The following is a 12,962-nucleotide window of genomic DNA, read 5'->3' on the forward strand; positions in this document are numbered from 1 at the left end:
CCCAATCTTCCTTTTAATAATCCGCATCTGCTGGACGTACTTGTAATGAACGTAAGTACGCAATTAAATCTTCCATGTCATCATCACTAATATCATGTGGTGGCATGTTGTTGCCTTGCTTTAACTCTTCAGGATTTCGAATCCAATTCGCAAGTTCTTCATCATCATCGATGTCGTATACACCTGCAAATTTTTGACGGTCACCGAAGTTTGTCAAAGTTGGGCCAGTTGCCATACCTTCTCCACCGATTGCATGACAATTAATACATGCATTTTCTTGGAATACTTCATAACCCGCTTCAGCATTTGCAGCAGTTTCTTCCGCTTCAACAGCAAGCATATCATCTACCCATTGGTCGTATTCATCACGCTCAAGGGCAATGACTTTGAAATCCATCAGCGCATGGGAAGGTCCGCATAATTCTGCACATTTCCCTAAATAGACACCTGGTTCTTCAGCTTGTAGCCATAAAGCATTTGATACACCAGGGATGTTGTCAATTTTACCACCTAACGCAGGAACCCAAAAAGAGTGAATAACATCTTCTGCATTAAGCTCAAATACCACACGCTCTCCAACAGGAATATACACTTCTTGACCTGCTGTAAAGCCTTCCTCGTAATCAAACTGCCACCAGTACTGGTGGCCAGTCACGTTTATGTATACTGCATCTTCATGTTCAGCTGGATCAGCATCAACATGGAATTCAAACGTTCCTGTTACGGTTGGAATAAATAAAATAATAAGCAATAGTACAGGAATAACAGTCCATGTAATTTCCATTGCTGTATTTCCGTGAACTTGCTTCGGTAGTTCATCATCGCCTTCTTTGCGGCGGAACTTCACGACGATAATGAAGAATATGGCAAACACAATCACTGATACAAGTGTCATAATAACTAATGACAAGATCATGTTGTCATAGATCCATTGTGCCGCTTCTCCCTTTGGATCAAGCGCAGTCAAGTTCTCTTCACCAAGACAGCCTGATAAAAAAACAAGCACTAGAGCTGCAGGTGTTAAGCGCCACAGTAGGTTTTTTAACATGTTCGATTCCCTCTCTTTCTATGTAGTTGTCTTGGTCTTCTCAAACAGCGGCGTGAATGATAAAATGGCTAGTCCGTCTATGAAACTCGAAAACGGATACAACCCTTCTTAAGCTTGACGGAATATGAGGATCATTGCTCACACATATTCTTACATTCTCCCACATTATCGATTATAACCGAAAATGTGGGCGGTTTCATCAAATTCCTTTTGTTCACATGATTTTCACATTTACAATCTTCAAAAATTGTTCGCAGCTGAAAAATTGACTTTACCCTGTACGTTTTCTTATCATGGAGAAAGTACATTATAAGACCCAATACTAACTTTATCATACTTTTTAACAAGTTTATAGAAGGAATGGTGAAACGATTGCATAAAGGACTAAAAAGATTTGGCGTATTCACCTCACTAGGTGTTCTCCTTGTTCTCATTCAAGGAGCAGTAGTTACAAATACGGGCTCAGGCGAGGGATGTGGTCAAACGTGGCCGCTCTGTTTTGGTCAAGTTATCCCACTTGATCCACCACCAGAAACGGTTATCGAATTCTCTCATCGCTTAATCGCAGGTATTGTAGGGATGCTCGTCATTATCATGGCCATCTGGTCATGGCGAACATTAAAGCATTTATCGGAAACGAAATTTTTAGCGATTATTTCTGTTTTTATGATCATTTTTCAAGGATTACTTGGAGCAGGCGCCGTTGTATTCGGTCAATCAGACCTCATTATGGCATTACACTTTGGTTTTTCAGCTCTCTCTTTTGCATCCGTCGTATTATTAACAAGACTTGCATTTGAAGACAGCAATCCTAAAAGACATTATGTACCAATTGTTTCAAAGTCATACAAGTGGTTTGTGATTGGTACAACGATTTATTCCTATTTAGCTATTTATACTGGGGCTTACGTAAAGCATCGAGATGCAACCCTTGCTTGTTCTGGTTTTCCATTGTGTAATGGTGAATTAATCCCAACTGTGTTTCACGATGCGATTGCTGTACAACTGCTACACCGAGCAGCCGCATTGATTCTTGTCACTTTACTTCTTATCTTATTTATTTGGACATTAAAAGCTTATAAAAAACAATCCGTTTTAGTTTTTTGTTCCGTACTCACGATTATTCTCGTTGCTGGACAAGCCGCTTCTGGAATTGCCGTTGTATTTACTCAAAATTCCACCTTAACGATTGGCATTTTCCATGCGCTTTTAATTTCCCTCCTCTTCACCGTACTTTGTTACATGGTCATGCTTGTCAATCGACACAAGCAGAACTAAAAAGCCGCCCTTGGGCGGCTTTTTTTCATGGTATGATTACTCTATTTCGATTAATAGATCACCAGTGGAAATGGCTTCTCCGTCTCTTGCATGAATTTTAGTCACAACTCCATTTTTTGCAGCTTGAACCGTTGTTTCCATTTTCATCGCTTCGGTAATCATAAGGTGATCACCTTTTTTCACTTCATCACCTTCAGAAACGAGTGCTTTTACAACGGTGCCAGGCATCGATGCACCAATATGATTTAAATTGTTTTTCTCAGCCTTTGGCCGTAATACTGCATCTGACTTAATATCTAAATCTAAAATGTTCACTTCACGAGGCTGACCATTTAATTCAAAATAAACAATTCTTGTACCATCTCGCTGTGGGTCAGAAATGGAGATTAATTTTACAATTAACGTTTTCCCTTGTTCGATTTCAATCTCTACCTCTTCTCCGAGATGCAACCCGTAAAAGAATGTTGGTGTATCAAGAACAGATACGTCACCAAAGCGTTCACTAAACTCTTCATATTCTTTGAACACTTTTGGATACAGTAAATAAGACAGAACATCATGACTTGTCACTTGACGATCAAGCTCTTTAAATAGTTGCTCGCCAACTTCTTTAAAATCAACAGGCTCAAGGGCTGCACCAGGACGACCTTCAATTGGGGTTTTCCCTTTTAGTATAATACGTTGAAGTTCCTGTGGAAAACCTTGATATGGTTTACCAAGCTGCCCTTGGAAGAACTCAACTACTGAATCAGGAAAATCTAAGCTTGACCCTTTTTCATAAAGATCTTCTTCCGTCAACTCATTTTGTACCATATAAAGCGCCATGTCTCCTACAACCTTAGAAGAAGGTGTTACTTTCACAATGTCTCCGAACATGTCATTGACTGTGCGGTACATTTTCTTCACTTCATTCCATTTCTCATACAAACCAACCGCTTTTGCTTGCTGCTGTAAGTTACTGTATTGACCACCAGGCATTTCGTGTTCGTACACTTCTGTATGTGGTGCATTCATGCCGCTTTCAAACCCACTATAAAACTTCCGTGTATCATACCAGAACTGATCAAGCTTCTCATATGTCTCAATATTCATTTTCGGCTGACGATCGGTTCCCGCGAGCGCATAATACAGGCTGTTTGCACTTGGTTGTGACGTCAATCCAGCCATTGAACTAACAGCAACGTCAACAATGTCAACACCAGCTTCTACAGCGCGTGCATAAGAAAACACACCGTTGCCGCTTGTATCGTGCATATGCAAATGAATGGGAATATCAATGGTCCCTTTTAACTCACTGACAAGCTGATACGCTGCTTCTGGTTTTAACAATCCTGCCATATCTTTAATCGCTAAAATATGGGCACCAGATGCTTCTAGTTCTTTCGCCATCTTTTTGTAGTAAGGTAAATCGTATTTTGTTTTATTTTTGTCTAAAATATCTCCTGTGTAGCAAACGGCTACTTCTGCGACTTTACCACTTTCACGAACTGCTTCAATAGCTGGCTTCATTGCTTCAACCCAGTTCAAGCTATCAAAGATTCGAAATACGTCAATTCCTGCTTCAGCTGACTTTTGAACAAAATCATAAACAACATTATCTGGATAGCTAGTGTACCCAACTGCATTAGAAGCACGTAGCAACATCTGGAATAAAATGTTTGGTGCTTTTTCCCGTAAAACGAGCAGCCGCTCCCAAGGATTTTCGTGTAAGAAGCGCATCGCTACATCAAAAGTGGCACCGCCCCACATTTCAAGTGAAAATAAATCAGGCAATAGATGGGCTGTTGGCTCCGCAACTTTTTTCAAGTCATGTGTTCGCACCCGAGTAGCAAGTAAAGATTGATGTGCATCTCGGAATGTTGTATCCGTTAATAGAACGTCTTTCTGTTCATTAACCCACTTAATCAACCCTTCAGGCCCTTTTTCATCCAATAGTTGTTTCGTTCCTGGCTTCACTTCTTCTAGACGATTATAGGCAGGCAAGACTGGCGCATCAAAGAGCGGCTTCTCTCCTTTTTGTAAGCCCGGATACCCGTTCACAACTGTTTCTCCAATAAAAGATAGCATTTTCGTTCCTCGGTCTTTGACCTTTGGAAACACAAATAATTCTGGCGTTTGATCAATAAAGCCTGTATTATATTCCCCATTTAAAAACTTCTTATGGGTCACAACATTCTCTAAAAAGGCAATATTCGTTTTAATACCTCGGATACGAAATTCACGAAGATTACGCACCATTTTTAATGCCGCATCTTCAAACGTCAATGCCCACGTAGACACTTTTACAAGTAGGGAATCATAGTGAGGACTAATGACCGCACCTTGGAAGCCATTTCCTGCATCTAGACGTACACCAAAACCACCACTAGAACGATACGCATTAATCCGCCCTGTATCTGGCATAAAGCCATTAGCTGGGTCTTCTGTTGTCACACGTGACTGTATCGCATATCCGAAGAGATGAATATCTTTCTGAGCCGGAATGTTTATCTCTTTTTCATGCAATTTGTAACCTGCTGTTATCTTCAGTTGAGATTGTACAATATCAATTCCAGTTACCATTTCCGTAATGGTATGCTCAACTTGTACACGAGGATTTACTTCAATGAAGTAAAACGCTCCATCATCTGTCACAAGGAATTCTACCGTTCCAGCATTCACATACTGTATATTTTCCATCAGCTGAACCGCCGCTTGGCAAATATTATTTCGTACTTCATCCGTTAACGACACACTCGGTGCGATCTCCACTACTTTTTGATGTCGGCGTTGTACTGAACAATCTCTTTCATGTAAATGAACAATATTGCCATGCTTGTCCGCTAAAATTTGAACTTCAATATGTTTAGGGCGCTCGACAAACTTCTCTACATATACTTCGTCGTTCCCGAAAGCAGATTTCGCTTCTGATTTAGCCCGATCATATGCTTCTTTTAATTCTTCTTCAGCGCGAACAATCCTCATTCCTCGTCCACCGCCTCCTAAAGAGGCTTTAATAATAAACGGATAGCCATGTTCTGCTGCAAAAGCTTTCACTTCATTTAAATCATTAACCGGTCCATCGCTACCAGGAATAACAGGTAAGCCAGCTTTAAGAGCTTGTTCTCTGGCTTGGATCTTGTCACCAAACATCTCTAAATGTTCAAGCTCTGGACCCACGAATAAAATGCCTTCTTCTTTACAACGTCTGGCGAATTCAATATTCTCTGACAAAAAGCCATAGCCTGGATGAATGGCATCGACATCATTTGCTTTCGCTGTCGCAATAATATCTTCAATATCTAAGTATGCATCAATTGGTTTTTTTCCTTTACCAACTAAATACGCTTCATCTGCTTTGTAGCGATGAAAAGCTCCTGTATCTTCTTTCGAATAAATGGCAACCGTGCGAATGTTTAATTCTGAGCATGCCCGAAAAATTCGAATGGCGATTTCTCCACGGTTTGCTACAAGAACTTTCTTAATTGTATGTAATCCATTCATCTCGCTATTCCCTCTCTCCGTTTTTTCTCTTAACTTTGACTGATTTCTCTAAATTTCGCAACTAATATGCACAAAATTGATTTCAGAAAAACCGGGCGCATGTGCGTCCCGGTTTTATGTTACTTTAGAGAAGAATCATGAAGTAAAGCTAGTTTTCGTTCTAACTCACTCAAGATTCCCTTCCCTTTTTCTTCTTCAACAAGCCCAAGTCGAATGGCAAAATCAATTTCTCTTGATAAACCAAACATTCTTGTATCTAAAACCTCTTCGTAGAGGGGGCATTGCGGCATTGTCAAGTTTTCAAGCTGAACCTCAATTAGCTGACGGATTTTTTCCGCATCCTCTTGAAGTAAACTATATGCTTTTTCACTTTGGCTTGTCACAGCATGTAACGTCAAATTATCCCCTCCTCGTCTGAGTTCATATCCTACTTCCCATAGTATAGATATTTGACGGAAATTGCAATCATTTTCATTGTACAGATAAGTTTCCAATCGTGACAAATGTTAAATGAAGGCGTATACTTTTCTCTATCGTACATAGTTTTGGAGGGATTTCATGCAAGAATTTGTATTTTTCATTTCTGGTAAAGTAAAGAAGCCACTTACAATTGATCCTACCGTTTGGATTTTTGACGAACGAAAGATTGATTTAACAACGTTCTTTGAATCAGATATGCAACTAGAACAAGAGAATGATTTAATTCATTATACGCAAAAGATCTCTCAACAATTTGATAAAGAAATGCTTGAAGGATCCGAGCCGCCTAATCCGAATCGAGATTCGAACCGTATTAAATATAACCGCCAAGAGCTAATAAACGGTTCTTTCGGAATGCCTTTACGCTCGTTCATCCGTAATGCCGCTCCCTACGAGGATGTTCAATCCATTATCGTTGAAACAACGGAAAATCAACACGTGACACTTCCAATAGAGAAAGCCGATTATTTAATTGCTGCATTCTCTGATAATGGCAAGCCTCTACATAAAGATGGACCTGTACACCTTTATGTAGCTGACGGTGTAAGTCAGACAGCGATTAAACGAGTAAAGCAGCTGTCATTCGTTTAAAGTAAATCGGCTGCAAGCTGCGCAAGCGCTGAGCGTTCCCCTTTTATTAACTTAATATGGCCGCTCAGCGCTTCATTTTTAAACGTTTCCACTGCGTACGTTAACCCATTTGTATATTCATCAAGATACGGATGATCAATTTGCTGAGGATCTCCCATTAATACAACCTTGCTTCGTTCACCGACACGAGTCAGTATTGTTTTCACCTCATGTTTTGTTAGATTCTGCGCTTCATCAATAATGATATATTGATCGGGTATGCTTCTCCCTCTAATATACGTTAATGCTTCCACTTGGATGGAACCAAGGCCAGCAAGGATTCGATCAAGCTCTCCAGGCTTTTTCGTATCAAACAAAAACTCCAGATTGTCGTAAATTGGTTGCATCCATGGTTTTAACTTCTCTTCTTTTTCTCCTGGTAAATAGCCGATATCTTTACCAAGGGGTACAATAGGTCTTGCAACAACTAGTTTTTTATAAAGATGTAAGTCTTCCGTTTGTAATAGCCCGGCTGCCAGTGACAGCAACGTTTTACCTGTACCCGCTTTTCCTACTAACGTGACAAGCGGTAAGTCATTCCGAAGCAAGAGTTCAAAGGCCATTTTTTGCTGTGCATTTCGTGGCTTTATCCCCCATATATGTTCATACTCACCGATTAACGGTTTGATTTTCTTACCAAGTAAATCGACTCTACCAATCGCGGAACTCGAAGCTTGAGAATAATCCTTTAAAATGACAAACTGATTTGGGTAGAGATGATCTACCTCCAATTCATCCACTGCAATTTCACCGTTTTTATAAAAAGCAGTAATGACTTCTTGATTTGTATAGCAATCCTTATAGCCGCTATAGCCTTCGTCACTTTCAATAACTCGATCATTCAGAAAATCTTCCGTCAGCAAATCAAAAGAATCCGCTTTTACCCGTACAAGAGCATCTTTACTTACAAGCACGACATCTCGTCCGTTCGCTTTTTCCTTTTCTTCATTTTGCAAATTAAGCGCAACCGCAATAATACGGTTATCATTTGTCATATCCGCAAAGACATGCTTTAAATGTTGAAAGGAACGATGATTTAGTTCAACCCGAACGGTACCTCCTTCGTGTAGCTGCACTCCTTTATGAAGCTTTCCGCCTTCTCTTAATTGGTCAATAATACGAGCAATCATTCGTGCATTCCGGCCCACTTCATCCATATTTTTCTTTTTAGAATCGACTTCTTCAAGAACAATTGCTGGAATAATAACTTCGTGCGGCTGAAACTGATAGATCGAATAAGGATCTTGTAACAATACATTTGTATCAAGAACATACATTTTCTTGGCATTAGTCAAAAAAACGCCTCCTAAGTAAGTGCGTTAAGAATTTGCCTTTCAGTAGAAGCAAGCTTCCTCTCTTCTTAATCGTATGAAAAAAGCGCACAACTTAGACGAAGGATTATTGATTATTATAGGAGTTTCTTTTTGCTCTATTATTCGATACACTAGATATACCATATGGGTAAAGTGAGGTGTACGTCTTTAAGACGACAAAATGAAAGTACAATGCGTTATATGCGACTGTATTGAAGATATTGATGACTATAGCGTTATCGCCAAGAAACTACGAAACCGACCAATTCACACGTACATGTGTAGCAGCTGTCAACAACGAATTGCAAAACGTACAGATGAACGTAAAGCGACTGGCAGTTTCTCCGTTCCACATACACAAAAAGAAGAGAGCGATTGGCCTTAACCAACGCTCCCTCCATTTTCTTCCGATCTTGCTTTTTCTTTTCGGTGCATAAACAACCGAAATCGATAAATCCCTAGCACGAGTGCTGAAATAGCTAAAACGGCCATAATCGGCGCCCCAAACACAAATTCCAGAAACCATAATCCAAAGCTTCCAATGATCAGCATCACATAGACAACAATCATTTTGAGAACAGGTAATTTTCGTGCAAACCCTAAATTGAAAACGAGAACTGTGAGCAACGTCGTAGCGATAAATGCGACAAAGCCAATCCACGGTTGCTCATAAGTAGCCTGCATAAGCCAAGATAGGTTTTCAACAGGTACCATCTCTTCACCGTTTCGCATAATCCTGGCCCCCTTCGTTCATCTTAAGATTTCGAAGCTAGCTTACGACGTTTTTCTTCTCTTTCACGCTCTGATTTAACCAAAATTTTCTTCCGTAAGCGAATCGATTCAGGTGTCATTTCACAATACTCATCGTCATTTAAATATTCCAATGCTTCTTCAAGGGTTAATATTCTTGGACGTTTCATTGTAACGGTCTGATCTTTCGTTGCCGAACGAACGTTTGTTTGTTGCTTCATTTTTGTAATATTAACAGTCAAATCATTTTCACGGGTATGCTCACCAACAATCATACCTTCGTAAATTTCTGTACCGGCATCAAGGAAAATCGTTCCACGATCTTCAACACCCATAATACCGTATTGGGTTGCTTTCCCTGTTTCCATTGACACAAGCACACCTTGACGACGACCACCAACGTGACCCGCAACCATTGGTTGGTACGAATCAAAAGAGTGGTTAATAATGCCGTAGCCACGTGTTTGTGTTAAGAATTCAGTTGTATAACCGATTAATCCACGAGCAGGAACTAAGAAGTCCAATCGAACTTGTCCCGTTCCAGTGTTTGTCATGTTAACAAGTTCACCTTTACGCTCACCAATTGATTGCATAACCGCACCTTGATACTCTTCTGGTACATCAATTTGTACACGTTCAACAGGCTCACTTCGAACCCCATCAATGTCACGAATAATGACTTCTGGTTTAGACACTTGAAGCTCGTAACCTTCACGACGCATATTTTCAATAAGGATGGATAAGTGAAGTTCGCCACGACCAGAAACTACCCATACATCTGGTGAATCTGTGTCTTCCACACGTAGGCTCACATCCGTCTCTAATTCAGATTTCAGACGTTCTTCTAGCTTACGGCTCGTCACGAATTTCCCTTCTCTTCCAGCAAAAGGTGAGTTATTTACTAAAAAGGTCATTTGCAATGTTGGTTCATCAATTCTAAGGGTAGGAAGAGCATCTTGATGATCAATCGGACAAACCGTTTCACCAACATTAATTTCTTCCATTCCTGAGACAGCGATAAGATCGCCTGCTTTTGCTTCTTCAATTTCAACACGCTTTAAACCAAGGAAACCAAATAATTTCGTTACACGGAAGTGTTTAACCGAACCATCGAGTTTCATCAACGCAACTTGCTCGCCGACTTTCATCGTTCCTCTAAAGATTCGTCCAATTCCGATACGACCAACATAGTCGTTGTAATCTAGTAACGTAATTTGGAATTGAAGTGGCTCATCGCTATTATCAACAGGTGCAGGAATCGATTCAATAATAGTATTAAACAAATCTTTCATTGAGTCTTCTTGTTTATCAGGCGTTAAAGAAGACGTTCCATTAATAGCTGATGCATATACAACTGGAAAATCAAGCTGATCTTCATCTGCACCTAAATCAATAAATAAGTCAACCACTTCATCAACTACCTCGGCTGCTCTTGCTGCCGGACGGTCAATTTTGTTTACAACAACAATAGGCGTTAACTTTTGCTCAAGCGCTTTTTTCAGAACAAAGCGCGTTTGAGGCATACAGCCCTCATACGCATCAACGACGAGCAATACACCGTCAACCATTTTCATGATACGCTCTACTTCACCACCAAAATCAGCGTGACCAGGTGTATCCATGATATTTATGCGCTTATCCGCGTAGTTGATCGCGGTATTCTTTGCTAAAATGGTAATGCCTCGCTCTTTTTCCAAAGCATTTGAATCCATCGCGCGCTCTTGCACTGTTTCGTGCTGCTGGAATGTTCCAGATTGTTTTAACAATTCGTCAACCAAGGTTGTTTTTCCGTGGTCAACGTGAGCGATAATCGCAATATTTCTTATATCTTCACGTACATTCATTCTATTCTCTCCTTTATTTCCTCCATAGAGATGTTCAACTGTCTAAGTATAGCATAAAGTTGTTTCAGTTCCTATTTTATTTCAAAAACAGTATTTCACCAAAAAATGTTTCCCATTTTGTCACACGTAACCCTTTCCCTCGAAGCAAGAAAGCGGTACACTATTTAATAGTGAATAGAGGGGGTAAGACGATTTTGAATAAAGAAAATGTGATATTCCTAACACTATCCATTATAACGGTATTGTGTATTATGGGGATTGGCGTCGCTGTTGCAGAACGTAGTCTTCTAATTGCTGTTGTCTCAATCGTTGGAATCGTTGTCTCCATGGGACTAGGATTTGGATTAAGAAAAAAAAACGTGAATAGCCAAAATTAAAATGTAAAAAGGAGAGCCATTAATGGTTCTCCTTTGTTCGTCTTTTTACAATACTATTCGTTGCCTCTTCCAAAGGACGAATAATTGCACTCACATCTTGATGCCCGTATTTTTCTTTGGCATGAGCTACTTTTTGCGCTCCTACTTTCACAACATCAAGAGGCATATTAAGCTCTTCTGCTAATCCTAAAGCAAGCTTAATATCTTTATCTAACAAATTAATCGAGAATCTGGCATCAAAGTTTCGATCAAGAATTGCATCAACGGCCCAATCCATACTTTTTGAAAATCCAGCACTTCGCTTGATGACGTCATACGCAATAGCAGGGTCTACTCCTGCCTTTTCGGCCATTACATAACATTCTGCTAAAGCCGACTGATGTACACCAATTAACATATTGTTTAATAGCTTTACCGTTGTTCCACTTCCGATTTGACCAACCCGAATGATATACTCACCAAATGCTTCAAGAACAGGTTGTACTGCCGGAAAAACTTCTTCATCACACCCACACATAATCGTTAATGTACCAGCTTCTGCCCCCATTGGACCTCCACTAATTGGCGCATCCACAAAAGCTGTTCCATTCTTTGCGCTTTCTTGATAGCACCACTCATTCGTAGCAGGATTAACAGTGGAATGATCAATGATGACTTTCCCTCTCGAAGCCCCGGCAAGCAAACCTGTTTCCCCATCATATACGTCTTTAATTGAATCAGGTGTTGGTAAACAAGTCATAACAACGTCAACTGTTTCTATTAATGATTTGGGGGTTTCTTTTTCAAACGCTCCAAAAGCAACGGCTGTTTCAATCGGACCTCTACTTCGACTTACAACATACGTTTCATACCCTGCTTCAACGAGGTGTCTAGCCATCGGTAGCCCCATCGTACCGAGTCCAATAAACCCTACCTTCATTCCGATCCCTCCTGCAACTGCTGAACTAATGTTTCATGCAATTGTTTCTTTGCAGCGATTACCGTACCTTTCTCTAGAAACGAAAGTTCTTCATTATTAAATCGAGTCGCTTTACAGCCTGCTTCTTTTAACAGCACCGCTCCACCTGCATAATCCCACGGTGATAAATTAAAGCTTATGTAAGCGTCCATGCGATCAACTGCAACATACGCCATTTCAAGGGCAGCTGAACCGTAGGACCTTGTACCGCGACATTTTTGAGCAATCCTCACTAATTCCGGTTGATATGCTCGATCTTCAAGAAGCCAGTTTGAATTTACGCCAAGTATTGCCTCATGAAGTGGTCTCTCTGTTTGTTTAGTCAATTTTACCCCATCTACAAACAAACCCTCTTTATCGATTGCGTGAAATAACTCACCTTTCATGACATCGTAAACGATTCCAATCTTGCCAATACCGTTTTCATATATGCCAATTGAAATGGCAAAGTTTTGCTTCTGATGGACAAAATTCATCGTCCCGTCAATGGGATCAACAATCCAGACGATTCCTTTTAAATCCTCAATGGCTTCACTTACCCCTTCTTCCCCTAGGAAACGGTGGTTAGGAAATGTACGTTTAATTTGGTTATATAGAAATGCTTCTGTCGATTTATCAACATCTGTTACAAGATCATCAGGATTTGATTTTGTATTAATTTGAAAAGATCCTTCTAATGCTTCTTTAATGGACTCTCCTGCTTCCACGACCCACTCTTTTGCTTGCTGTTCAATTTCTTTCCACGTTGGTTGCATCTCGACCTCCTGCATGCTTCATTCCTCTCTATTATCGCACAAACAA

12 protein-coding genes are annotated in these 12,962 nt (G+C 40.2%); 4 read left to right on the plus strand and 8 right to left on the minus strand.

The features are described from left to right. Nucleotides 1-13 precede the first annotated feature (13 nt). On the minus strand, nt 14-1,048 hold the full coding sequence (coxB, locus tag FPV17_RS13200; protein WP_035395196.1) for a cytochrome c oxidase subunit II: 1,035 nt from the start codon (nt 1,046-1,048) through the stop codon (nt 14-16). A gap of 360 nt (nt 1,049-1,408) precedes the next feature. Here coxB and FPV17_RS13205 point away from each other — a divergent pair, with 360 nt between their 5' ends. After that, nucleotides 1,409-2,326: a COX15/CtaA family protein gene (locus tag FPV17_RS13205; RefSeq protein WP_349775493.1), complete on the plus strand. Its 918-nt coding sequence runs from the start codon at nt 1,409-1,411 to the stop codon at nt 2,324-2,326. A 36-nt stretch (nt 2,327-2,362) separates the two neighbouring features. Here FPV17_RS13205 and pyc read toward each other — a convergent pair whose 3' ends face one another. Both pyc and FPV17_RS13215 read right to left on the minus strand, forming a co-directional pair. Continuing rightward, a complete protein-coding gene (pyc, locus tag FPV17_RS13210) occupies nt 2,363-5,809 on the minus strand; it encodes a pyruvate carboxylase (RefSeq protein ID WP_144559224.1) in 3,447 nt (1,148 codons plus the stop codon). A gap of 119 nt (nt 5,810-5,928) precedes the next feature. Then, nucleotides 5,929-6,207, minus strand: a complete 279-nt coding sequence (locus FPV17_RS13215) for an Fpa/YlaN family protein (protein WP_035398491.1) — start codon at nt 6,205-6,207, stop codon at nt 5,929-5,931. A gap of 160 nt (nt 6,208-6,367) precedes the next feature. On the opposite strand from FPV17_RS13215, the gene FPV17_RS13220 reads away from it, so the two are divergent. Further along, the gene (locus FPV17_RS13220; RefSeq protein ID WP_035398493.1) at nt 6,368-6,880 is read left to right on the plus strand and encodes a hypothetical protein; all 513 of its coding nucleotides are present in this window, start codon (nt 6,368-6,370) and stop codon (nt 6,878-6,880) included. Here the strand turns inward: FPV17_RS13220 and FPV17_RS13225 are convergent. After that, nucleotides 6,877-8,196 carry a PhoH family protein gene (locus tag FPV17_RS13225; protein WP_035398512.1) on the minus strand — a complete coding sequence of 440 codons (1,320 nt, stop codon included), beginning with the start codon at nt 8,194-8,196 and terminating at the stop codon, nt 6,877-6,879. The genes FPV17_RS13220 and FPV17_RS13225 overlap by 4 nt on opposite strands. Nucleotides 8,197-8,413: 217 nt before the next feature. Between FPV17_RS13225 and FPV17_RS13230 the strand changes: the two genes are divergently transcribed. Then, entirely contained in the window at nt 8,414-8,617 is a 204-nt protein-coding gene (locus FPV17_RS13230; RefSeq protein WP_060703933.1) for a YlaI family protein, read from the plus strand. Here the strand turns inward: FPV17_RS13230 and FPV17_RS13235 are convergent. Continuing rightward, entirely contained in the window at nt 8,614-8,964 is a 351-nt protein-coding gene (locus FPV17_RS13235; protein WP_038481058.1) for a YlaH-like family protein, read from the minus strand. The two genes, FPV17_RS13230 and FPV17_RS13235, sit on opposite strands and share 4 nt — an antisense overlap. Nucleotides 8,965-8,987: 23 nt before the next feature. Continuing rightward, nucleotides 8,988-10,826 (minus strand): translational GTPase TypA, encoded by a 1,839-nt coding sequence (gene typA, locus FPV17_RS13240; RefSeq protein WP_035398496.1) that lies wholly within the window; start codon nt 10,824-10,826, stop codon nt 8,988-8,990. Between the two features lie 194 nt (nt 10,827-11,020). Between typA and FPV17_RS13245 the strand changes: the two genes are divergently transcribed. Beyond that, a complete protein-coding gene (locus FPV17_RS13245; protein ID WP_038481064.1) occupies nt 11,021-11,203 on the plus strand; it encodes a DUF5325 family protein in 183 nt (60 codons plus the stop codon). A gap of 19 nt (nt 11,204-11,222) precedes the next feature. Here the strand turns inward: FPV17_RS13245 and FPV17_RS13250 are convergent, their stop codons facing one another. Beyond that, a complete protein-coding gene (locus FPV17_RS13250; protein WP_144559225.1) occupies nt 11,223-12,122 on the minus strand; it encodes an NAD(P)-dependent oxidoreductase in 900 nt (299 codons plus the stop codon). Then, the gene (locus FPV17_RS13255) at nt 12,119-12,916 is read right to left on the minus strand and encodes an inositol monophosphatase family protein (protein ID WP_060703932.1); all 798 of its coding nucleotides are present in this window, start codon (nt 12,914-12,916) and stop codon (nt 12,119-12,121) included. Before FPV17_RS13255 ends, FPV17_RS13250 begins: the two co-directional genes overlap by 4 nt. Nucleotides 12,917-12,962 lie beyond the last annotated feature (46 nt).

The organism is Shouchella miscanthi (assembly GCF_007725405.1).
In the GTDB taxonomy this organism is placed as follows: domain Bacteria; phylum Bacillota; class Bacilli; order Bacillales; family Bacillaceae_D; genus Shouchella; species Shouchella hunanensis.